This window comes from Bradyrhizobium sp. HKCCYLRH2015 (genome assembly GCF_051168215.1).
In the GTDB taxonomy this organism is placed as follows: domain Bacteria; phylum Pseudomonadota; class Alphaproteobacteria; order Rhizobiales; family Xanthobacteraceae; genus Bradyrhizobium.
The window spans coordinates 295,347-317,567 of the sequence record NZ_JBNPUO010000013.1; the positions used below are offsets into that span (position 1 = coordinate 295,347).

Annotated in this window: 17 protein-coding genes and 1 pseudogene; 15 read left to right on the forward strand and 3 right to left on the reverse strand. The window is 65.4% G+C overall.

All coding sequences use genetic code 11. From position 1 onward, the window contains the following. Positions 1-4: 4 nt before the first annotated feature. On the reverse strand, positions 5-1,033 hold the full coding sequence (locus ACQR1H_RS31035; RefSeq protein ID WP_434846901.1) for a sugar ABC transporter substrate-binding protein: 1,029 nt from the start codon (positions 1,031-1,033) through the stop codon (positions 5-7). Between the two features lie 197 nt (positions 1,034-1,230). Here ACQR1H_RS31035 and ACQR1H_RS31040 point away from each other — a divergent pair, with 197 nt between their 5' ends. From ACQR1H_RS31040 to ACQR1H_RS31085, 10 genes are all read left to right on the forward strand, one after another. Beyond that, the gene (locus ACQR1H_RS31040; protein ID WP_434908665.1) at positions 1,231-2,076 is read left to right on the forward strand and encodes a metallophosphoesterase family protein; all 846 of its coding nucleotides are present in this window, start codon (positions 1,231-1,233) and stop codon (positions 2,074-2,076) included. Between the two features lie 530 nt (positions 2,077-2,606). After that, positions 2,607-2,972, forward strand: a complete 366-nt coding sequence (locus ACQR1H_RS31045) for a DUF2946 family protein (RefSeq protein ID WP_434885439.1) — start codon at positions 2,607-2,609, stop codon at positions 2,970-2,972. Between the two features lie 137 nt (positions 2,973-3,109). Continuing rightward, complete coding sequence (locus ACQR1H_RS31050; protein WP_316217862.1) at positions 3,110-3,628, forward strand: copper chaperone PCu(A)C; 519 nt, start codon at positions 3,110-3,112, stop codon at positions 3,626-3,628. Positions 3,629-3,667: 39 nt separating this feature from the next. Continuing rightward, on the forward strand, positions 3,668-4,135 hold the full coding sequence (locus ACQR1H_RS31055) for a DUF2946 family protein (protein ID WP_434908666.1): 468 nt from the start codon (positions 3,668-3,670) through the stop codon (positions 4,133-4,135). Positions 4,136-4,228: 93 nt separating this feature from the next. After that, positions 4,229-6,622, forward strand: a complete 2,394-nt coding sequence (locus ACQR1H_RS31060) for a TonB-dependent receptor domain-containing protein (RefSeq protein WP_434908667.1) — start codon at positions 4,229-4,231, stop codon at positions 6,620-6,622. An 8-nt stretch (positions 6,623-6,630) separates the two neighbouring features. Then, on the forward strand, positions 6,631-7,857 hold the full coding sequence (locus tag ACQR1H_RS31065) for an exo-alpha-sialidase (RefSeq protein WP_434908668.1): 1,227 nt from the start codon (positions 6,631-6,633) through the stop codon (positions 7,855-7,857). After that, positions 7,854-8,351 (forward strand): TlpA family protein disulfide reductase, encoded by a 498-nt coding sequence (locus ACQR1H_RS31070; RefSeq protein ID WP_434908669.1) that lies wholly within the window; start codon positions 7,854-7,856, stop codon positions 8,349-8,351. The genes ACQR1H_RS31065 and ACQR1H_RS31070 overlap by 4 nt, the downstream gene beginning before the upstream one ends. 207 nt (positions 8,352-8,558) lie before the next feature. Beyond that, positions 8,559-9,893, forward strand: a complete 1,335-nt coding sequence (proS, locus tag ACQR1H_RS31075) for a proline--tRNA ligase (protein WP_434908670.1) — start codon at positions 8,559-8,561, stop codon at positions 9,891-9,893. Positions 9,894-9,987: 94 nt separating this feature from the next. Then, entirely contained in the window at positions 9,988-11,271 is a 1,284-nt protein-coding gene (locus tag ACQR1H_RS31080) for a lipoprotein-releasing ABC transporter permease subunit (RefSeq protein ID WP_316181325.1), read from the forward strand. 7 nt (positions 11,272-11,278) lie between these two features. Then, on the forward strand, positions 11,279-11,980 hold the full coding sequence (locus tag ACQR1H_RS31085) for an ABC transporter ATP-binding protein (protein WP_316181324.1): 702 nt from the start codon (positions 11,279-11,281) through the stop codon (positions 11,978-11,980). Between the two features lie 12 nt (positions 11,981-11,992). Here the strand turns inward: ACQR1H_RS31085 and ACQR1H_RS31090 are convergent, their stop codons facing one another. Continuing rightward, positions 11,993-13,072 (reverse strand): zinc-binding alcohol dehydrogenase family protein, encoded by a 1,080-nt coding sequence (locus ACQR1H_RS31090; protein ID WP_316181322.1) that lies wholly within the window; start codon positions 13,070-13,072, stop codon positions 11,993-11,995. Positions 13,073-13,210: 138 nt separating this feature from the next. Here ACQR1H_RS31090 and ACQR1H_RS31095 point away from each other — a divergent pair, with 138 nt between their 5' ends. Both ACQR1H_RS31095 and ACQR1H_RS31100 read left to right on the forward strand, forming a co-directional pair. Further along, the gene (locus ACQR1H_RS31095) at positions 13,211-13,981 is read left to right on the forward strand and encodes a helix-turn-helix transcriptional regulator (protein WP_434848753.1); all 771 of its coding nucleotides are present in this window, start codon (positions 13,211-13,213) and stop codon (positions 13,979-13,981) included. A 448-nt stretch (positions 13,982-14,429) separates the two neighbouring features. Beyond that, positions 14,430-15,203, forward strand: coding sequence for an outer membrane protein (locus ACQR1H_RS31100; protein WP_315799722.1), 774 nt, complete (start codon positions 14,430-14,432; stop codon positions 15,201-15,203). A gap of 105 nt (positions 15,204-15,308) precedes the next feature. Here the strand turns inward: ACQR1H_RS31100 and ACQR1H_RS31105 are convergent, their stop codons facing one another. After that, positions 15,309-15,644 (reverse strand): DUF3551 domain-containing protein, encoded by a 336-nt coding sequence (locus ACQR1H_RS31105; protein WP_315738242.1) that lies wholly within the window; start codon positions 15,642-15,644, stop codon positions 15,309-15,311. 265 nt (positions 15,645-15,909) lie between these two features. Here ACQR1H_RS31105 and ACQR1H_RS31110 point away from each other — a divergent pair, with 265 nt between their 5' ends. The 3 genes and pseudogenes from ACQR1H_RS31110 to ACQR1H_RS31120 all read left to right on the forward strand — a co-directional run. Further along, on the forward strand, positions 15,910-16,623 hold the full coding sequence (locus tag ACQR1H_RS31110) for an outer membrane protein (protein ID WP_434908671.1): 714 nt from the start codon (positions 15,910-15,912) through the stop codon (positions 16,621-16,623). A gap of 461 nt (positions 16,624-17,084) precedes the next feature. Then, a complete protein-coding gene (dnaE, locus tag ACQR1H_RS31115; protein WP_316181319.1) occupies positions 17,085-20,612 on the forward strand; it encodes a DNA polymerase III subunit alpha in 3,528 nt (1,175 codons plus the stop codon). A 165-nt stretch (positions 20,613-20,777) separates the two neighbouring features. After that, positions 20,778-22,145: pseudogene (locus ACQR1H_RS31120) on the forward strand (caspase family protein); the annotation flags it as partial. Positions 22,146-22,221: the final 76 nt, after the last annotated feature.

A 22,221-nucleotide genomic window follows, 5' to 3' on the forward strand; every position in this document is an offset into this window, starting at 1 on the left:
GACTTCAGATCAGGAAATGATCCTCCATCCATTGCATGCCCGCGGCATTGGCCTTGGTCACGACCGGACCGTCGGTGATGACATGCTTCGGAATGCCCTTGCCGCTCTTCTCGCCGGCGGTGACCGCCGCGACGCCGGCCACGATCGCGCCGCCGTGGATGCGGCAGGACGGATTGCGCACGGTCGCGAACATGCGGCCGTCGCTGACCGCCTGGATCGCAGGCGGCATGGCGTCGACGCCGCCGATCAGGATGTTGGTGCGGTTGCGCGCCTTCATGATGTTGTAGGCGGCAAGCGCCATGTCGTCATTGTGGAAGAACGCCGCGTCGATCTGCGGATATTTCGTGAGATAGGTCTCCCACAGCCGCGCCGCCTTCGACACGTCCCAGTCGGCCGGCTGCGTGTCCAGCACCTCGATGTTCGGGAACTGCTTGATCACCGAATTGAAGCCCTTGGCGCGGCCCTGTGCGCCGGTATGGCCGAGCGCGCCCTGCGTCATGATGATCTTGCCCTTGCCGCCCATCGCGTTCGCCAACGCCTGGGTGACGGATGCGCCCATGAACTCGTTGTCGGGTGCCAGGAACGAGTGGACATTGATCTGATCGAGCGGGGCGATCAGCGTGTCCATGTCGATGACGGGAATGCCGGCGTCGATCATCTTCTGCACCGGCTGGGTCAGGGTGCCGATGCCGAACGCCTGGATGGCGACGAAATCCCACTTCTGCGACGCCATGTTGTCGATCGCGGCGCGCTGTTTCACCGCATCGAGCTGGCCGTCGAACCAGGTGACCTCGACGTTGAGCAGCTTGCCCCACCATTCCGCGGCCTGCTTGCCCTGGGCGCACCAGGTCGCCTGCAGTCCGGCATTGGAGAACGCCGCCTTGAGCGGCTTTTCGGAACGGCCCATCTCGGCGGCCATCGCCGGATTGATGCCGAAGCCGGCGAGCAGCGCGGCCGCAGAGCCCGCGGCCGTCGCCGCCTGGAGAAGATCGCGCCTGGTCGTTTTCTTGGACGTTTTGTCAGTGCCGGGCATCCCGTGCTCCCTGTCCCATCGTTGTCCGGCGGCGTCATTGATCGCGCCGCCAAGATCTGCAGTGTTTCACAACCCAATTCATCACGCCACAGCCGGATGTTGTGCGTTGCACTGGATGGCTTTCGCGCTGCACGCGCAATGTCAGAAAACCGTGATGCACCCGTGGTACGCGGCAGCGCAGCTTTGGGAGAGAGCCTTTGGCAACGACACGCATCGCCGTGATCGCCGACATCCATCACGGCCGGGATACGCAGACGAAGCGTGGATCTGTGGCGCTGCCATTGCTCGAGCGCTTCGTCACGCAGATGAACGCCGAAAACATCGCTGCGGTCATCGACCTCGGCGACCGGATTTCCGACGAAGATCCCGAGCGCGATCGTCTGCTGCAAAGCGACGTCGCGATGTGTTTCGCAAAGCTTGCGCCGGCGCATCATCATGTCAGCGGCAATCATGATGTCGCATTGCTCAGTCTCGCCGACAATGAAGCGATCATGGATCGTCCGAGCGGGTCGCGGGCTCTGAACATCGGCGATGTCAGATGCGTGTTCTGGCAACCCGACGTGAGTCTGACGCGGAGCCGTGGCTTTCGCCTCTCCGCGGGCGATCTCGGCGCGTTGGTCCAGCTGCTTGCCCAGGATGACCGGCCGACCCTGCTCGTCAGCCACGTGCCGCTGTCAGGACAGGCTCAGACCGGCAACTACTACTTCGAAGCCAATCCGGAACACGCGGCCTATGCCGAGACCGATGCGATCCGCGCGGCGATCGCGGATGCGCCTTGCCCGATCGTCGCGCTCGCCGGGCATGTCCATTGGAATACGATGACGACGGTCGATGGCACACCGCATCTGACGTTGCAGTCGCTGACCGAGACGTTCATCTCGGGCGATCCAGCCGAAGCGGCTGGCCTTCTCGATATCGGCGATGGTTCGTTGCGCTGGAGCGTGACGGGCCGCGAACCGCTGTCGGTGACGTTGCCTTGGCCAAAGGCCAAGGCGCGGTGGCGTGCGCCATTGACACGCTTCGAGACGGCTGCGGTGGCTTGAGGTGGTGGCGTGTTCAGGTGGCGTTCATGCGGCCCGCAATACCGTCATGAAGACGGTGGCTGCCCTGCGAGGATTGCAAAAAAATAGAGCAGGGCAGCGGGCCCTGCTCGGAAATTGTGTCGACCCTTTAGATATCCCGCAAGTTCAGATTTGATCTTGTTAAGCGGGGTGACGCTGCTTGTTGCGCGCCAGGGCTCCTCCCGAGACTTGGACCACCAGACTTCCGCAAGCGTTAGCCTGAGGCCCAAATTCGTAGACGATCTTTTTGCGTTTGTCATCCTTTTCGGCAACGATTGTTCAAATTTCGCGCACTTCCTGAAATGATCGGTAAGTGCTTGCAATTGACGAGTTTTATTTTCGTGTTTTCTCGTGATAGGTGCCAAGTTACCGTATTTGACGGCGGCCCCTGAGGCGCGGCGGGATTGTTCTTAATCAACGACCGCTGGCGAAATGTGCCGACTGTGCCCTGCGCGACCTCGACTCCGGGCGTCCACTCGGGCACAAGAATTCGGTTCATTTGGCAGGCTTTGATGCGGCAGCGGCTGCAGGCGTTTCTCCCGATCATGCTGATCGCACTGATGGTGCAGATCCTGGCGCCGATCGGTGTTGCCTGGGCGGCGGCATCAGCCGCGGCCGATCCCCTGTACGGACTTGAGATCTGCCACGGCCAGCTGGGTTCCCAGCCGATTGACGATGGGGCGCCGGCGAGCCCTGCGCTTCACGGCTGTTCGCTGTGCTGCCTGGCGCAGCCGGTCACACTGGATGGGCCAGAGCTCTCCACCATCGCCGTTCCGCAACGCGATTCGGGCGAGGTCGTGTGGCGCGCCGGTGACCGGGCTGACGGGATCACCAAGGCTTTTTCGAACGCGCAGGCACGGGCTCCGCCCGCAGCGTGACGCGCTGGCCGTCGTGCGGCCCTGACCTCCCAAATCACATCACCATGACCTGCGTTGTCTGCGCGGCGATCGCCGTGCGGACATGTGCCGATCAACCAAGCTGGCGCATCGCCGCCAAGACAAGAAGGATAATCGACATGACCTTCCTCGGACGCTCTCTGCTCGCATTCGCTCTCCTGTTGGGAGGATCTTCCGCCGCCTTGGCCGCGGACGTGAAGGCCGGTGACCTCGTCATCACCCAGCCTTGGAGCCGCGCCACGCCGGGCGGCGCCAAGACGGGCGCCGGCTATCTGACCATCGAGAACAAGGGCAGCGCGCCCGACCGCCTCGTCGCGGTGACCGGCGACGTCGCCGGGCGAGTCGAGATTCACGAGATGGCCGTCACCAACGGCGTCATGACCATGCGTCCCCTCGACAAGGGACTCACGATCGAGCCGGGCAAGACCGTCGCGCTGGCGCCGGGCGGCTATCACCTGATGCTGATGGAGCTGAAGAGCCCGCTGAAGCAGGGCGACAAGCTGCCGGTCACGCTGGAGTTCGAGAAGGCCGGCAAGGTGGCCGTGACGCTCGAGGTGCAGGCGGTCGGCGCCAAGGCACCAGGCGGCGAGGGCGGCGGCATGATGAAGCAGCATGATCATTCCGGCATGAAGATGTAGGCCGGGCGCTCTGCGGCTCCGACGGAGAGGCCGGCCTCGATGACGCAACGGGTGTTGAACGCCGCCATGATAGCCGGCTCGCGCGCGAGCCGGCTGCTGGCGGCCGACCGCACCCGACGTCCTGCCAATGTCCGTCAGAAGTTCGTCCGATATCTGCCGGTCGCGCTGCTAGCAATGCTGTTGCAGATGTTGGCGCCAGTGGCGGCGTCCGCCCTGACGGCAGCGACGATCGTGACGGTCGATCCGTTCGGCGGGACGGCGATCTGCCATGCCGAGACGGATGCGGCGCCCTCTAATGGTGATACCGACCGCGCTGCCTGCGGCCTTGACTGCGTCATGTGCTGCGTGCTGCACGCCGCTGCGGCGCTCGATGCGCCGCCGGCGCCATTCGATGCGGCTCCGCTGCGTCTGACGGCGTCCATCGTCTGGACTGCGCGCGAGCTCCGCCTCGTTCATCTCCTCGCCCGGGCGCAGGCGCAACCAAGAGGACCCCCGTTCCTCTCCTGAGCACAGAACTCGTCGTCGGCGCCGCAGCAGCGCGCCGATCCGTTTTGAACCAGGAAGACCGGCCGTGTAGAGCCGGCATCGGGGAAGTCAAACATGTTCCGTCGTCATGCCCTGGGTGGCGTGAGCGTGGTCGCCTTGCAGCTCATGCTGCTGCAACCGGCCACGATCGCGCGCGCCGAGACCGAGAAGGAATTGCCGTCCGTCACCGTCGACGCGCCGCGTGCAGCACCACAACGGACCGTGCGCAAGCCGGTTGTGCAGGCCGCCTCCGTCCGCCCCCGCGCGCCGAAGCCGGCCGGCGCATCCGTGGCCGGCAGCTCCGGGCCGGGAGGAGCGGTGTCCGACCCAGCCTCGGCTGTCGGCGCCGCCCGCAGCCAGCTCAGCCAGTCGCCGTCCGGCCAGACCGCAACCACCATCGACCGCAGCCGCTACGATGACCGGCCTGCGTTTTCCGTCGGCGACATCCTGCGCGAAAGCCCCGGTGTTTCGCTCAAGCAGGGCAACGGACCGCGCGATCTCGGCATCTCGATCCGAGGCTCCAACGCCCGCAACGGCTTCGGCATCCGCAACATCGCGCTGTTCGAGGATGGCTTTCCCGTCACGCAGCCGGACGGGCTGTCGCGCAGCGACCTGATCGATCCCCACGCCTATGGCGCCGTCGACGTCATCCGCGGCCCGTCCTCGGCGCTCTACGGCAACTATGCGACCGGAGGCGCCATCAACTTCCGCACCCGTCCGGGCGGCAGCATCGACGGCGCGGAGATCGGCAGCGAGGGCGGCAGCTTCGGCTATCTCAGCAACTACATGACCTTCGGCAAGAAGGTCGGCAATTTCGAGGGCTCGTTGTTCACCAGCGACGTCCGCGGCGACGGCTATCTCGGCAACGGCTGGTTCAACACCCAGACGGTCAACTTCCTCGGCACCTACAAGGCGACGCCGGACGACCGCTTCACGGTCAAGATCATCAACAACGACCTGTTCACGCGGCTGCCGATTCGATACACGCTGAGCCAGTACTATCAGAACCCATATCAGCAGGGCTGCACCACGAGAACGTCTATGGCGGCCGGCTGCGCGACCGTCGGGCTCAACAAGAATGGAATCAATACGCTCGGTGGGGTTGATCAGGAGACCGCGTTGCAGGCGGGGCTCGGCCGCAACGATCGACGCACGATCGTCGGCGGCCGCTGGGAGCACGACTTCGACAACGACACGACCTGGCGCAACCAGTTCGTGTTCGACGACCGCAACATCAGCCAGCCGACCGGATCGACCAGCGCGATCGGCGACTATCCGTCCTACAACTACATGAGCGACATCACCAAGAGGGGAGAGATCTTCGGGCTGGAATCGACCGCCTTCTTCGGCGCGTTCTACAACACGCTGACCGCGTCCGGAGATACGCGCTTCGTCGTGCCCGGCGGCAACGCAGCGCTCGGCGGCCTCTCGGCCAACACCTGGAGCGAGACCACCAACTACGGCCTGCGAGCCCGCGAGGAGCTGAAGCTGACGGCGGCGCTGACGGCGGTGGCCGGTCTCGGCTGGGAGCGCACCCATCTGCGCGGCGTGAACACCGCCTACACCTACGGCGCGACGGCAACGACGACCACGATCACGACGGCGGACCGGCAGTTCGACAATCTCGCCCCCGAGCTGGCACTGCTCTACAGGGTGAATAGCGACTGGCTGCTGCGGGCCCGCGTCGCCACCGGGTACGGCACGCCGCAGGTCTCCAACCTGTTCGTGCTGCCGACCGGCGATTTCGGCAACAACACGCAGCTGAAGTCGCAGACCAATCTGGGCTACGACGTGGGGTTCGACTGGACGCCGAACCGGTCTCTGACCCTCAGCGCGACGGGCTTCTACGAGTTCTTCCGCAACGAGATCGTCACCCAGGCCGTCACAGGGACGCAGAACACGTCCTACACCTTCAACGCACCGCGTTCGGAGCATCGCGGCGTCGAATTGGCGGCCGATTGGCGGGTCCTGCCGGGCTGGCGGTTCACCGCTGCCTACACCTACCTCGACCAAGTCTACACCGAGTATTCTGAGAACCTTGTGAACGGCAGCAACCTGTTCGGCTTCAACCGCGCCGGCAACAAGATTCCCGGCATCTCGCCGAACGAGCTGACCGCGCGGCTCGGATACGATCACGACAGCGGGCGGTTCGCGGGACTTGGTGCGTTCGTCGAGGTCCAGTGGAAGGACTCGTTCTATATGGACAATGCGAATTTGCTGAAGGCGCCGGGCTACGAGCTCGTCAATCTGAACGTTCACTACAAGACCGAGCTTGCCTCTGATACGTTCAAGTCGATGAACGTCTTCTTCGAAGTCCGCAATGTGTTCGACCGCACTTACATCGCCTCCGCGAACAACCTGCAGAATACGGTGACGGGCGCCGGCGTGCAGGGACTGGCAGGCACGGGAACGATCTACGCCGGCTCACCGCGCGCCTTCGTGGCGGGTATGAAGGTGGCATTCCGATGAGGACCGAAATGACAAGGATCGCACGGTTTCGGAGCGGGCTCGTCGGGCTGGCGATCGCCATGCTTTGTCCGCTCACCGCCCGAGCCCAGATGGCGCACCAGCACGGGTCGGAGGCCGCATGCGAGGGCACCGAGCTCCGATGCGCCACCAAGGTGACGCCGTTCTTCGCTGAAGACGGCAAGCTCTGGCTCGTCTGGATGGCCGGAGGACGGGTGTCGGTGGCGAGCTCGACCGACGGCGGGAAAACGTATTCCGCCGCCGCGCCGGTCACCGAGCAGCAGCTCAATCTCGACTGGGGGCCCGACGCCCGGCCGAAGCTGGTGGTCGACGGCAAAGGCGCCGTTGCGGTCGCATTCTCGATCTTCCGCGACCAGGCGTTCAACGGGCAGGTGCTGTACTCCAGGTCGGAGGATGGCGGCAAAAGCTTCGCGGCGCCGCGTCCGATCACGTCGAACAACGAAAGCCAGCGCTTCGAGGCGCTGGCGCTGGACCGGGATGGCACCGTCTTCGTGGCGTGGCTGGACAAGCGCAACCGGGTGCCGGCCAAGGCCGCAGGGCGCTCGTACGAGGGCGCGGCTTTGTTCTTCTCCTCGTCGCGCGATGGCGGCGCCACCTATGCCGAAGCGATGCTGGCCCACGACAACACCTGCGAATGTTGCCGGCTCGGCGTTGCCTTCGTGGGGCCGGGACGTCCTGTTGTGGTGTTCCGCAACATCTTCGAAGGCAGCGTGCGCGACCACGCCGTGATCACGTTCAGCGACCTCGGCACCCCCGGCGAGGTCTACCGGGTCAGCACCGATGATTGGCAGATCAAGGCCTGCCCGCATCAGGGTCCGAGCCTGACCGTGGCGCCGACCGGCACCTATCATGTCGCCTGGTTCACCAGCGGCAAGGTTCGCAAGGGGCTGTTCTACGCGCATTCGCGCGACAGCGGCCGGACGTTCTCGGAACCGATGGCGATCGGGCAGGCCGACCGCAATCCGACGCGACCCTATGTGCTCGCGACCCAGGACACCACGACGCTGGTGTGGAAGGAGTTCGATGGCGAGCGCACCACGGTGATGGTGATGCAATCCCGTGACGATGGCGAGACGTGGTCGAAGCCGCGCGCGCTTGCCAGCACGGACAATGCGTCGGATCATCCGCTCCTGGTCGCCCATGGCAAGCAGATCTTCCTGTCCTGGATGACCAAGTCGGACGGCTATCGGTTGCAGCCGATCGGAGATGAATCATGAAACGCGCATTCGCCGCCCTTGCGATCTTTGGCCTCGTCGCATTGACGGCGTCGAGCACCGCAGCTCCACCGTCGTTGAAGCCGTTCGAGCGCGGCACCTGGCGCGAGGTGCTGCGGGCCCATGCGGGTCGTCCGACACTGATCCATTTCTGGGGCGTCACCTGCGGCCCCTGCAAGATCGAGCTGCCGCAGCTCGGCAAGTTCATGTCCGATCATCCCGAGATCGACGTGGTCACCGTCAGCGCCGACCTGGTGCCGAATCTGGACGCTGCGACCCAGGCCATGCTGGACAAGGCCGGTCTCACCACGGCGGAGAACTTCATCTTCAACGACGGTTACGTCGAGCGCCTGCGGTTCGAGATCGATCCGTCCTGGCAGGGCGACATCCCGCGCACGATGCTCGTGACCCGCGAGGGCGTGGTCTCGACCATCGAAGGCAGCGCCGAGATCAGCGATCTCGACAAATGGTCGTCGGAGCAGGGGCGGGGGCAGTAGGACGGCCGGGGCGCGGGGATCTTGCCCGGTCGCCCTGCGCGAGCCCCGTCACGGCGACGTGTGCCGTTCATCCTCCACTTCAGCGGAACCGGTAAATTGATTGGGAATCCGGCGGCTTAGCCGCCTTTTTTCAAACCCAGCCTTGTGTTTTGCCGCCTGATCCGGTTTGACTGCGCCAGCCCGAACCGAATCTTGAAGGCCTCGCCCATGCGTCTGTCGCGGTTTTTCCTGCCCATTCTGAAAGAAAATCCGAAGGAAGCCGAGATCGTCTCGCATCGTCTGATGCTGCGCGCGGGCATGCTGCGGCAGGAGGCGGCCGGCATCTATGCCTGGCTGCCGCTGGGCTTCAAGGTGCTGAAGAAGATCGAGCAGATCGTGCGCGAGGAGCAGAACCGCGCCGGTGCGCTGGAGCTGCTGATGCCGACGCTGCAGCTCGCCGATCTCTGGCGCGAGAGCGGCCGCTACGACGCCTACGGTCCGGAAATGCTGCGCATCAGCGACCGCCACAAGCGTGAGTTGCTGTATGGGCCGACCAACGAGGAAATGATCACGGAGATCTTCCGTGCCTATGTGAAGTCCTACCGCAATTTGCCGCTCAATCTCTATCATATCCAATGGAAATTCCGCGATGAGCAGCGTCCGCGCTTCGGCGTGATGCGCGGCCGCGAGTTCCTGATGAAGGACGCCTATTCGTTCGATCTCGACGAGGCCGGCGCGCGGCGTGCCTACAACAAGATGTTCGTCGCCTACTTGCGCACCTTCGCGCGGATGGGCCTGAAGGGCATCCCGATGCGCGCCGAGACCGGTCCAATCGGCGGCGATCTCAGCCATGAATTCATCGTGCTCGCTGAGACCGGTGAATCCGGCGTCTACTGTGACCGTGACGTGCTCGACCTGCCGATCCCGCCGGCCTCCGTCGACTATGACGGCGACCTGACCCCGATCATCAAGCAATGGACCTCGCTCTATGCGGCGACCGAGGACGTCCATGACGCGACCCGCTTCGAGGCCGAGGTGCCGGCCGAGCGGCGGGTCCATACCCGCGGCATCGAGGTCGGCCAGATCTTCTATTTCGGCACCAAATATTCCGAGCCGATGAAGGCCCTGGTCGCCGGCCCAGAGGGGGCGGAGGTCACCGTCCACGGTGGCTCCTATGGCGTCGGCGTGTCACGGCTGGCTGGTGCGATCATCGAGGCCTGTCACGACGAGGCCGGCATCAAATGGCCGGAGGAGGTCGCCCCGTTCCGCGCCGTCATCCTCAACCTGAAGCAGGGCGGCTCCGACACCGATGCCGCTTGCGAGCAGCTCTATCGCGATCTGCTCGCCAAGGGGGTCGACGTGCTCTACGACGACACCGAGCAGCGCGCCGGCGGCAAGTTCGCCACGGCGGACCTGATCGGCATCCCCTGGCAGATCATGGTCGGACCCAAGAGCCTTGCCGAAGGCAAGGTCGAGGTGAAGACTCGCAGCGACGGCGCCCGCCAGATGATGTCCCCGGCGGACGTCGTGGCACGGCTCGGCGGCGGGACATCGGCTGGCTGAGGCGCTCGTTCGATCATCGGATTATCCACCGGGGCTGCCCGCCCCTTCAGGCCAATCCGGCCACATTCGGCCCGAATCATGGGATGATCGCACAATGGATGACGCCATGACCGAACCGGTGCAGACCACCACTCCCTTCGCTCCCTTCGAGTGGATGCTGTCGGGGCGCTATCTGCGTGCGCGCCGCAGGGAGGGGTTCATCTCCGTGATCGCGGGGTTCTCCTTCCTCGGCATCATGCTGGGCGTCGCAACCCTGATCATCGTGATGGCGGTGATGAACGGCTTCCGCAAGGAGCTGCTCGACAAGATCCTCGGCCTGAACGGGCATCTGCTGGTGCAACCGCTGGAGTCGCCGCTCACCGACTGGAAGGACGTCTCCGACCGGATCGCGCAGGTGCAGGGCATCCGCCTCGCCGCGCCGGTGGTCGACGGACAAGGTCTCGGCTCGTCGCCCTTCAATGCGTCCGGTGTGTTCATCCGCGGCATTCGCGCGCAGGACCTCACGAACCTGACGTCGATTGCCAAGAACATCAAGCAGGGCTCGCTGGAAGGTTTCGACGAAGGCCAGGGCGTCGCGATCGGCCGCCGGCTTGCCGACCAATTGTCGCTGCATGCCGGCGACAGCATCACTCTGGTCGCCCCGAAGGGCGCCGTGACGCCGATGGGCACCACGCCGCGCATCAAGCCCTACAAGATCGCGGCGGTGTTCGAGATCGGGATGTCCGAATACGACGCCAGCTTCGTCTTCATGCCGCTGGCCGAAGCGCAGGCCTATTTCAACCGCAACAACGACGTCACCGCGATCGAGATCTTCACCAGCAATCCCGACAAGGTTGAGGAGTTTCGCAAGACGGTGACGGAGGCGGCCGGCCGCCCGATTTTTCTCGTCGACTGGCGCCAGCGCAACTCGACCTTCTTCAATGCGCTGCAGGTCGAGCGCAACGTGATGTTCCTGATCCTGACCTTGATCGTGCTGGTCGCCGCGCTCAACATCGTTTCGGGACTGATCATGCTGGTCAAGGACAAGGGCCAGGACATCGCCGTGCTGCGCACCATGGGGGCTTCGCAGGGGGCGATCATGCGGATATTCCTGATCACCGGCGCTTCGATCGGGGTGGTCGGCACGCTCACCGGATTTGTCGTCGGCCTCCTGATCTCGATGAACATCGATTCGATCAGGAAGTTTCTGTCCTGGCTGACGAGCACCGATCTGTTTCCCAATGAGCTCTATTTCCTGTCGAAGCTGCCGGCTGAGATCGATGCCGGCGAGACTGCGGCCGTTCTGATCATGGCCTTGACCCTGTCTTTCCTGGCTACGCTTTATCCATCCTGGCGCGCGGCCCGATTAGACCCGGTCGAAGCGCTTCGCTACGAGTGAGGCGCTGATGGAAGAGCAGGGGGCAGAGGATGTGCCGGTCGTTTATCTCCACGAGATCAAGCGGCGGTACATGCAGGGCGAGCAGCAGCTGACCATTCTCGACGGGGCCAAGCTGGCGCTGTGGGCCGGGCAATCCGTGGCACTGGTGGCGCCGTCGGGCTCAGGCAAGTCGACATTGCTGCACATCGCGGGCCTCCTGGAGAGCCCCGACGAGGGCGAGGTCTATGTCGGGGGCGTGCCGACGTCGCAGCTCACCGACATCGAGCGCACCCAGATGCGCAGGACCGACATCGGTTTCGTCTACCAGTCGCACCGGCTGCTGCCGGAGTTTACGGCGCTGGAGAACGTGATGCTGCCGCAGATGATCCGCGGCTTGAAACGGTCCGAGACGGTGAAGCGGGCGACCGAGATCCTGGCCTATCTCGGCCTCGGCGAGCGGATCAAGCACCGCCCGGCCGAACTCTCCGGCGGCGAGCAGCAACGCGTCGCGATCGCGCGTGCGGTCGCCAATGCGCCGCGTGCGCTGCTGGCGGACGAGCCGACCGGCAATCTCGATCCTGCCACCGCCGATCACGTCTTTCACGCGCTGATGCAACTCGTGAAGGCCACGCGGGTCGCGATGCTGATCGCGACCCACAACATGGAGCTGGCCGGCCGCATGGACCGGCGCGTCTCCATCGTCGGCGGCAAGGTCGTCGAGCTGGATTGAGTCAGGTCGCAGTCAGGGCCTGATCACCGTCATCTGGAATGGCTCGCGATGAGCGGCGGCGTGGGCGACCGCGTCGTTGGCATGATCGAGGTCGAAACAGGTGGGCTCGAACTGCGCGAGCTCGAGCAGCCCGGCCCGGATCAGCGCGACCATCCTGACCGCAGCATCCGGCGGATACATCCAGACGCCGTGGATCGTGATGCAGTCGCGCATGATCCATGGATAGGGCAGCTCGAGCCCCGCTCCGCCCAGCATCCCGACGCCGCCCATCAGCACCACGCGCCCATAGGGACGCACGGTCATCACGGCTGATCGCACGACCCCGGCCGAGACCGACGGCGGCATGATGTCGAGCACGCAGTCGATCGGACGCGGCGACGCGCGCTTCATGCGTGCGGTGTCCTCGCTCTCGTCGCCGGAGAGTCTGACCGGGTGGACGCGGGGGCCGAACCGGCGCTTCAGCTCCGCCAGCATGGCCTCGTTGCGGCCGGGGGCGACGACCGCAGCGGCGCCCATGGCGAGCGCCACCGCAACCGCGGCGCTGCCGAACCGGCCGGTGGCGCCGCTGACCAGGACGGTCTCGCCCGCCTGCAGATGGGCGGCAAGAAAGCCGCCATAGGGCACGAGCAGGGTGCCGAGCGCGCACCACCGTGCCGCGTCGTTAGCGTCGATGGCCCCGATCGGCTTGGCGTTCTCCGTCGGCACGCGCATGCGCTCGGCAAACGAGCCGTGCCGGAAATGCTGTTGCAGCTTCAGCCCGCCCGGTCCGCGCGCGCTCAGGCCCTGCAGGGTGATGTCAGGGGCGAGGGCTGTGTCACGCGAGCGCACGGTTGGATCGCAGTACACCCAGTCGCCGATCGCGAGATGCGTCGCATCGGGGCCGAGGGCGCTGATCCGGCCGATGCCCCCGGTCCCCGGGATGACCGGCAGGTCCAGCAGGTACTTCCGCTCGCCGCTGAAAACCTCGTTGGCATAGGACAGCACGCCGGCCGCGGCGACGTCGACGATGACCTCGCCGGTGCCGAGCACGGGGTCTTCGACACGCTCGATCTCGAGCGGCGATCCAAATCGTTTGAGTACGGCGGCCTTCATGGTGCTTCTCCATTTCGCGATGGCGAGGCTGCAGCCTGCCGGTCTATGCTCCGCGCAGGAAGGCCTGGTATTATCCTAGGATTGGGCAAGCCCAGGCTGGCAAGCCGCCTCGAAAGCAAACCATGAGGGATCCAGCGCATGAGTGATCAGCGCCATGCCGAGCTCGGCAACTTCCTGCGCTCGCGGCGCGAGAAGCTGACGCCGCAGGCGGTCGGACTCGCGACCGGGCGGCGGCGACGCACCGCAGGGCTGCGGCGGGAGGAAGTGGCCGAGCTCGCTGGCATCGGCGTCGACTGGTACATCCGAATCGAGCAGGGCCGGGCGGTGAAGCCGTCCTCCTCGACCATCGATGCGCTGGCGCGCGCCCTGCGCCTGAGCCGAACCGAGCATGCTCATCTCAAGGCGCTGGTGCGCGATCCCACGCGCAAGCCGTTCGTGCGCGAGCAGGTGCCGGTCCGGCTGCGCGAGCTCGTGCAGAGTCTGAACCAGCCGGCCTACATCTCCGGACGACGATGGGATGTGCTGGCCTGGAATGCCGCGGCGGACGAGATCTTCGGCTTCTCGCAACTCGCCGACGACGAGCGCAACACGCTGGTGCTGATGCTTTGCAAGCCCGGCGTGCGCCGGCTGTTCGGCGCGCAATGGAAGGAGCTGGCGCAACGCATGGTCGCGCAGTTTCGCGCGACCTATGATCTGTGGGCGGGCGATCCCGCCTTCGTCGATCTGATCGCGCGGCTGCGGCACGGCAGCCGCGAGTTCGACGGTCTGTGGGCGGCGCACGACATCAACCCGCTTGCTGCGGGCGAGAAGCTGCTCGAGCACCCGAAGAAGGGCCGCGTGAGGCTGCGATACGCGACGTTCCAGTCCAACGACGATCCCGCGCTGAAGCTGGCGATCTACTACACGTGATGACGCCGCCGCTGCGGACGAGCGCGCGCGTTCGGCATCGCCCGGCAGGCATCATACAATCGACTGCTTTGCGGATGATCATGCTACGCATTCGCAGGACCCATCGTGCTGCCCCGAAGAATCCACGACTGGGACGCCAGAAGGTTCGTTACGTGACCGGGAGTTTCCCGATCACGATTTTGCCGTCGCTCGTATTGTGGCCATGGATGGACGACGGTCACGACTCCTCCATACATCTTATTAGTTGTTTGTTCATGTTGCGGCCAAAGCCTTGAAAAACAGGCCTTTGCGCCCAATCCCATAAAAGCCGGAAAGAATGGTTCTGATCTGCACATCGGTTTGATGTCGGCGGAGCGAATGCGGGTGGCATAGTCGCTTCGTCGCGCTGCATGTTTTTCGCAGGGAACCAGAGGGCCTGGGGACTTTGGGACAGAAGCTACGGAGTTCGATGATGAAGACGCTTTTCGGCGCAACGGTGGGGCTCGGCGCAATCGCGGCGGCGACGTCTGCATTCGCAGCTGATCTTCCAATGAAGAAGGGACCGTACACCAAGGCGCCGCCCGCCGTCGTGGCGACGGTGTATGACTGGAGCGGCTTCTATGTCGGCTTCAACGCCGGCGGCGGTTCCAGCCGGGATTGCTGGAATCTGGTTTCGAACGCCGGCGTGGCGGTGAACCCGGCCGCCAATCGCGAGGGTTGTTCCGGCGGTGGCGGCGCGGCGGTCGGCGGCCAGGTCGGCTACCGCTACCAGATGGCCAACTGGGTGTTCGGCGTCGAGGCGCAGGGGGATTGGGCCAACTTCAAGGGCACCAATCGCAACCTGATTCTTCCCAATGTCAGCGACCGGTCACGCACCAACGGCTTCGGCCTGTTCACCGGCCAGGTCGGCTATGCCTTCGACAACATTCTCGGCTATATCAAGGGCGGTGCCGCGGTCGTCGGCGATCGCTACGACACCTTCACCACGGGCACCAACGTGATGCTCGATCGGGCCAACACGACGCGTTGGGGCGGCACGGTCGGTGCCGGCATCGAATATGGCTTTGCGCCGAACTGGTCGGTCGGCGTCGAATACGATCACATTTTCCTGGGCAACAAGAATCTGAACTTCGTCGCCGCGGCCGGCGCGCCCGCGATGACTCATCGCATCAAGCAGGATATCGACATCGGGCTCGTGAAGCTGAACTACAAGTTCGGTCCGGGTTTCGGGATGATGCGCTGACGCAACGTCACTCTCGATTGCTCCGGTTCGTCGAAGCCGCGGCTTCGACGAACCTTGATGCTACGGCCTGAGACGGCAACGCGTCGCGTTGAAGGCGGGGACGGGTCAGTCCTCTTCGAACACGAACGGGTTGGGGAACGGCGCGTAGGGATTGGGCGCCGGCGGACGCGGCTTGATCCGCTGCCTGTGCGGATACGGATAGGGCGTCGCGCGCGGGTCATTGCTGACGCCGGCGAAATAGGGATTCGCGATGCAGTTCAGCAGGCGTCCCGACGCCGTCGCCTGGCATTGCGCGTAAGTGTCGAAGGTGCAGTGGCTCAAGCCCGGAAACTCATCACCCTGCAGGCAGAACGCATGTCTGACACCGACGGCGTGAGCCGGGGCATGGGTTGCGACCACGAGGCCGGCTGCAGCCAGGGCCGCGAATAACACCTCACGCATCAACGATCTCCCTTCATCCCTTCGATGACCAGAACGCGGGTGCATCATGGCGAAGCACTGGCGCGACCCCGACGTGTGTAGTCGGTCGGCTCTCGATTGCAAGCTGGAAAGTTCCATCAACACACTGTGATTACAGATTAATTTCCCGACATGTCTCACGGCCTTTCAGCAGCGAGCTGTGACCGAGCGGCTACAGCAATTGTGGCGCAGATCGTTAAGAGGTGCGGCTGGCCTGGGGGCCAAATGAGACGAGACTGGACCTGTGATGAAGAAACTTCTGTTGACGACGACGGCGCTCGTGGTGCTGGCCTCGCCGGCGCTTGCTGCGGATCTCGCCGCGCGTCCCTACACGAAGGCACCGCCGCCGGTGATGGCTGCGATCTATGACTGGAGCGGCTTCTACGTCGGCGTGAACGGTGGCGGCGGCTGGAGCGAGAATACCTGGGATCTGGTCGGCGGCGGCCGCGAAGGCTCGCATGATGCATCCGGCGGCACCGTCGGTGGCCAGGTCGGCTATCGCTGGCAGATGGGCCAGATCGTGTTCGGCGTCGAGGCGCAGGGCAACTGGGCCGACCTCACCGGCGACAATCAGAGCGCGCTGTTCGGAACGCGTAACCGCACCAAGACCGATGCGTTCGGCCTGTTCACCGGCCAGGTCGGCTACGCCATCAACAACGTGCTGCTCTACGCCAAGGGCGGTGCGGCCGTGACCAGCAACAAGTACACGATCACCAATGCGGCGACCGGCGCGTTCCTCGCCTCAAACGACGACACGCGCTGGGGCGGCGTGGTCGGTGCCGGCGTCGAATACGGCTTTGCGCCGAACTGGTCGCTCGGCGTCGAGTACGACCATCTGTTCATGGACCGCCAGACCGTCAGCTTCGGCGCGCTCGGCTCCGACAGCATCAAGCAGGACGTCGATCTGTTCACCGCCCGCCTGAACTACCGTTTCGGTGGCCCGGTCGCGACGCGCTACTGAGTCGATCCCGCCCGATCGGCGGATTGGAGAGCCCCGGCGTTCGCGCCGGGGCTTTTGTTTGAGGGCCGGATTAACCATTTGCGGCGCCGGCGCCGCGACGGGCCGATCAGCGCGCTTGACCTGAGAACAGAAAAGGAACATTGTTCTTCATATGTTCTGACTCAGGGAGGTCCCGATGCTGAAGGTTTTCGTTCAAGAAGCCGCCGCGCTGGCGTCGATCACGCTGTTCGTCGGCATGATCGCGCTCTGGGCGCAAATCATTCCACAGCTTTAGTTTTCCGAGCGCGTTGGCTGGGGACAAGGCAGGCGAGGGCGCCGGACTTACCGATGGGCCTCCGATATGATGCGGGGGCGAGTCGGTCGGAGGATAGGGCATGGCGCGGGGGGCAGGATCCCGAGCGAGCCCCGAAGCCGGCCCGATCCCGTGATCTCGGAAAAGCCCAGGTATCAGCAAGGCGAGCATGTCCAGCGCCGGATTCGTCCATCTCCACGTTCACTCCGCCTATTCGCTGCTGAAGGGCTCGATCAAGATCGCCAAGCTCGGCGAGCTCGCCAAGGCCGATCGCCAGCCGGCGCTGGCGCTGACCGACACCGACAACATGTTCGGTGCGCTCGAATTCTCCGACAAGATGGCGAGCTACGGCATCCAGCCGATCGCCGGCTGCGAGCTCGCCATCGATTTCGGCGACATGGACCCTAACGCCCGCAATGCCGGCGCGGCCGCGCAGCCCTCGCGAATCGTCCTGCTCGCCGCACGCGAGGAGGGCTACCGCCACCTGATGCGGCTGAACTCGCGCGCCTTCCTGGACACGCCGACGCACCAGGCCCCGCACATCAAGTTCGAGTGGCTGAACGAGGGCGTCGATGGTCTGATTGCGCTCACCGGCGGGCCCGATGGGCCGATCTCGCTCGCGATCCAGCACGACATGGCGGCACTTGCGACGCAGCGCTGCGAGCGGCTGGCGAGCCTGTTCGGCGACCGCCTCTACATCGAGCTGCAGCGCCACGGCGTCGACCGCGAGCGCCGCGTCGAAGGCGGCCTGATCGACATCGCCTATGGCAAGGGCCTGCCGCTGGTCGCGACCAACGAGCCGTATTTCGCGACCGCCGACGACTACGAGGCGCATGATGCGCTGCTGTGCATCGCCGGCGGCCACCTGATCGCCGACACCGAGCGCGTGCAGTTGACGCCCGACCACCGTTTCAAGACCCGCGCCGAGATGGCGGTGCTGTTCGCCGACCTGCCGGAGGCGCTGGCCTCGACGGTCGAGATCGCCGAGCGCTGCTCGTACCGGCCGCGCACGCGCAAGCCGATCCTGCCGTTCTTCACGGTCGGCGCCGGCAGCGGCGATGCCGTGGACGCCGCCAGCGCCGAGGCCGCCGAGCTGAAGCGGCAGGCGGAGGAGGGCCTGGAGCGGCGCCTCAAGGTGCACGGCATGGCGCCGGGCATGACTGAGGAGGACTACCAGAAGCGGCTCGCCTTCGAGCTCGACGTCATCATGCGCATGAAGTACGCGGGCTACTTCCTGATCGTGTCGGACTTCATCAAATGGGCCAAGGCGCACGGCATCCCGGTCGGACCGGGGCGCGGCTCCGGTGCCGGCTCGCTGGTTGCCTGGGTGCTGACCATCACCGACCTCGACCCGATGCGGTTCGCGCTGCTGTTCGAGCGCTTCCTCAATCCCGAGCGCGTGTCGATGCCGGACTTCGACATCGACTTCTGCCAGGACCGCCGCGGCGAGGTGATCTCCTATGTGCAGCAGCGCTACGGCCGCGACCAGGTGGCGCAGATCATCACCTTCGGTACCTTGCAGGCGCGCGGCGTGCTGCGCGACGTCGGCCGCGTGCTGCAGATGCCCTATGGCCAGGTCGACAAGCTCACCAAGCTGGTGCCGCAGAATCCGGCTGCTCCCGTCACGCTCGCCGCCGCGATCGAGGGCGAGCCGAAGCTGCAGGCGTTCCGCGACGAGGATCCGGTGGTGGCGCGCGCCTTCGACATCGCGATGCGCCTCGAAGGCCTGACGCGCCACGCCTCGACCCACGCCGCGGGCATCGTGATCGGCGACCGGCCGCTGAGCGAGCTGGTGCCGATGTATCGCGATCCGAAATCGGACATGCCGGTCACCCAGTTCAACATGAAATGGGTGGAGCCGGCCGGCCTCGTCAAGTTCGACTTCCTCGGCCTGAAGACGCTGACCGTGCTCGACGTCGCCGTGAAGCTGCTGAAGCAGCGCGACATCCACGTCGATCTCGCGACCTTGCCGATCGACGATGCGCCGAGCTACCAGATGCTCGCCCGCGGCGACGTGGTCGGCGTGTTCCAGGTTGAAAGTCAGGGCATGCGGCGGGCGCTGATCGACATGCGCCCCGACCGGTTCGAGGACATCATCGCGCTGGTCGCGCTGTATCGCCCGGGCCCGATGGCCAACATCCCGACCTACTGCGCCCGCAAGCACGGCGAGGAGGAGCCGGAATATCTACACCCGATTCTGGAGCCGATCCTGAAGGAGACCTTCGGCGTCATCATCTACCAGGAGCAGGTGATGCAGGTCGCGCAGCAGATGTCCGGCTACTCGCTCGGCGAAGCCGATCTCCTGCGGCGCGCCATGGGCAAGAAGATCCGCGCCGAGATGGACAAGCAGCGCGTCCGCTTCGTCGAAGGTGCCGTCAAGAACGGCGTGCCGAAGGACCAGGCCGACACGATCTTCGACCTCTTGGCCAAATTCGCCGACTACGGCTTCAACAAGTCGCACGCGGCCGCCTACGCGCTGGTGTCCTACCACACCGCCTACATGAAGGCGCATTATCCGGTGGAGTTCATCGCGGCGTCGATGACGCTCGATCTCAACAACACCGACAAGCTCTCGGAATTTCGTACCGAGGCGCAGCGTCTGGGGATCAAGGTCGAGCCACCGTCGATCAACCGCTCCGGTCCGACCTTCGAGGTCAGCGGCAACACCATCTTCTACGCGCTTGCCGCCTTGAAGGGCGTCGGCCCGCAGGCGATCGAGATGATCGTCGAGGCCCGCAACAAGGGGGGGCCGTTCACCTCGCTCGCCGACTTCGCCTCCCGCGTCAGTCCGCGCGCGATCAACAAGCGCATCATCGAGACCCTGGCCGCCGCCGGCGCCTTCGACGGGCTCGACAAGAACCGCGCGCGCGTGTTCGCCGGCGCTGATGCCATCGTTGCCGCCTGCCAGCGCGCCAACGAGGCTGCCACCTCCGGCCAGAACGACATGTTCGGCAACGCCGCCGATGCGCCGGCGATCATCCTGCCGAACATCGAGAACTGGCTGCCGGCCGAACGTCTACGGCGCGAATATGATGCGATCGGCTTCTTCCTGTCGGGTCATCCGCTCGACGACTACGCGGCGGCGCTGAAGCGGCTGCGGGTGCAGAGCTGGGCCGAGTTCTCGCGCGCGGTGAAGACCGGCGCGACCGCGGGAAAGGTCGCCGCCACCGTGGTATCGCGCATGGAGCGGCGCACCAAGACCGGCAACAAGATGGGCATCATGGGTCTGTCGGATCCGACCGGCCATTTCGAGGCCGTGCTGTTCTCGGAGGGGCTTGCACAATATCGCGACGTGCTCGAGCCCGGCGCGGCCGTGCTGCTGCAGCTCGGCGCCGAGCTGCAGGGCGAGGATGTCCGCGCCCGCGTGCTGCATGCCGAACCGCTCGACGATGCCGCCGCCAAGACCCAGCGCGGCCTGCGCATCTTCCTGCGCGACACCAAGCCGCTCGACTCCATCGTCAAGCGCCTGCAGGGGCCGGAAGGCACCGCGGCCAATGGCAATGGAGCGATCGCCAAGGGTGCGGCGCCCCCCTTGGCGCCCCGCACGGCAGCAGGCGAGGGCGAGGTATCGCTGGTGATGATGCTGGACCTCGAAACCGAGGTCGAGATGAAGCTGCCGGGGCGCTTCAAGGTTTCGCCACAAATCGCAGGTGCCATCAAGGCGGTGACCGGCGTGGTCGACGTGCAGCAGCTCTAAAGGCGATCGTTCCGCTGGAGCGGCTGCGTCCGGCGATCTTGCCGGTCGAACGGGGACGAGGAACAAAAAAGCTGCGCGTGGGCTGTACGGACATGCCTCCGTTCAACCGCGGTTCAGCCATTCTCCCGCTGAATCCGCGGCGGGTGCCTCGAAGGGGCTTGAACCATGCGCTTGGCCAAGATCACCGCGAAGATCGTCCTGAGTGTTTCGCTCTGCCTGCTCGCCTGGGCGGCCCTGCCGCGGCCTGCCGCAGCGCAGCAGCCCGGTGCCGAAAAGCGTATCGCCTTGGTGATCGGCAACGGGGCCTATGCCAAGGGCCCGCTGGCGTCGGCGGCCAACGATGCCGGCCTGATCGCGCAGACGCTGCAGGCCGCGGGCTTCGACGTGGTCGGCGCGCGCGATCTCGATGCAGACACGTTGCGCAAGAGCTTTCGTGATTTCATTCACAAGGCCCAGTCAGCCGACAACAACACCGTCGCGATGGTCTATCTCGCCGGCTACGGCATGCAGCTCGCCGGCGAGAACTACTTTCTTCCCGTCGACGCCAACATCGGCAGTGACGTCGACATTCCGACCGAGGGGCTGCGCCTCAGCGACTACATCCGCCAGCTTGCGGCGACGCCGGTGAAGGCCAGCGTCGTGGTGCTCGATGCCGCCCGCCAGCAGCCCTTCATCGCCAGCGGTCCGGCGATCGCCGGCGGCCTGGCGCTGGTCGAGCCCGATGCCAACATGCTGATCGCGTTCAATGCCGCGCCGGGCACGATCGCGCCGAACGAGACCGGCGCCTACGGCGTCTACGCGCGCTCGCTCGCCGAGATGATCCGCACCGGCGGGCTGTCGCTGCCGGAGGTGTTCGACCGGCTGCGGCTGCGCGTCAATGAGGAGACCAAGGGCGCGCAGGTGCCCTGGGACGCGCAGAAGATCCAGGCCGCCTTCACCTTCTTCGAGCGGGCGCCCGACGCCCCCGCCACGTCGGATTCGCCGGAGCAGAGCGCGGCGCTGCGCTCGCGCCCGATCCGCGAGCTGCCGGTGCAGGAGGCCTATGCCGCCGCGCTCGAGCGCGACACGCTGCAGGGCTATGAGGACTTCATCGCCGCCTATCCGAGCGACCCGCTGGCGCGGCGCGTGCGCGCCCTCGTCGCCGCACGCCGCGAGGCGCTGACCTGGCGGCGGACGTTCCGCACCGACAGTCCGGAAGCCTATTGGTCCTACCTGAAGCGCTATCCCTATGGCGCGCATGCCGAGGACGCCCGGCGGCGGCTGGCGATGTTGTCCGCGCCGCCCGCGCCGCCGCCGACCTTCGCGATGATCGACTATGACGTGCCGCCGCCGCCGCTCGACGAGGTGATCTATGTCGAGCGCCCGGTGCTGATGTTCTCGGATCCCGAATTCGATTTCGTGCCGCCGCCCCCGCCGCCGGTCTACATCCTGCCGCCGCCTCCGCCGGATTTCGTGGAGCTGCCGCCGCCATTCGCCCCGGTCGGCCTGTTCATCCTGCCGCGGCCGGTGTTCGTGCCGATCCCGGTCTATGTCCACGGCTGTCCGGTTCAGACAGACTGGACATGGTGCATGGCGTGGATTCTTCTGCGGTCTTGAGCATCGCCAAATG

Bases quoted from the DNA above. Each gene is read 5' to 3' on its own strand.
- ACQR1H_RS31035 (WP_434846901.1), bottom strand. From the start codon at position 1,033: ATGCCCGGCACTGACAAAACGTCCAAGAAAACGACCAGGCGCGATCTT.
- ACQR1H_RS31045 (WP_434885439.1), top strand. From the start codon at position 2,607: ATGCGGCAGCGGCTGCAGGCGTTTCTCCCGATCATGCTGATCGCACTG.
- ACQR1H_RS31050 (WP_316217862.1), top strand. From the start codon at position 3,110: ATGACCTTCCTCGGACGCTCTCTGCTCGCATTCGCTCTCCTGTTGGGA.
- ACQR1H_RS31055 (WP_434908666.1), top strand. From the start codon at position 3,668: ATGACGCAACGGGTGTTGAACGCCGCCATGATAGCCGGCTCGCGCGCG.
- ACQR1H_RS31060 (WP_434908667.1), top strand. From the start codon at position 4,229: ATGTTCCGTCGTCATGCCCTGGGTGGCGTGAGCGTGGTCGCCTTGCAG.
- ACQR1H_RS31065 (WP_434908668.1), top strand. From the start codon at position 6,631: ATGACAAGGATCGCACGGTTTCGGAGCGGGCTCGTCGGGCTGGCGATC.
- ACQR1H_RS31070 (WP_434908669.1), top strand. From the start codon at position 7,854: ATGAAACGCGCATTCGCCGCCCTTGCGATCTTTGGCCTCGTCGCATTG.
- proS (WP_434908670.1), top strand. From the start codon at position 8,559: ATGCGTCTGTCGCGGTTTTTCCTGCCCATTCTGAAAGAAAATCCGAAG.
- ACQR1H_RS31080 (WP_316181325.1), top strand. From the start codon at position 9,988: ATGGATGACGCCATGACCGAACCGGTGCAGACCACCACTCCCTTCGCT.
- ACQR1H_RS31085 (WP_316181324.1), top strand. From the start codon at position 11,279: ATGGAAGAGCAGGGGGCAGAGGATGTGCCGGTCGTTTATCTCCACGAG.
- ACQR1H_RS31090 (WP_316181322.1), bottom strand. From the start codon at position 13,072: ATGAAGGCCGCCGTACTCAAACGATTTGGATCGCCGCTCGAGATCGAG.
- ACQR1H_RS31095 (WP_434848753.1), top strand. From the start codon at position 13,211: ATGAGTGATCAGCGCCATGCCGAGCTCGGCAACTTCCTGCGCTCGCGG.
- ACQR1H_RS31100 (WP_315799722.1), top strand. From the start codon at position 14,430: ATGATGAAGACGCTTTTCGGCGCAACGGTGGGGCTCGGCGCAATCGCG.
- ACQR1H_RS31105 (WP_315738242.1), bottom strand. From the start codon at position 15,644: ATGCGTGAGGTGTTATTCGCGGCCCTGGCTGCAGCCGGCCTCGTGGTC.
- ACQR1H_RS31110 (WP_434908671.1), top strand. From the start codon at position 15,910: ATGAAGAAACTTCTGTTGACGACGACGGCGCTCGTGGTGCTGGCCTCG.
- dnaE (WP_316181319.1), top strand. From the start codon at position 17,085: ATGTCCAGCGCCGGATTCGTCCATCTCCACGTTCACTCCGCCTATTCG.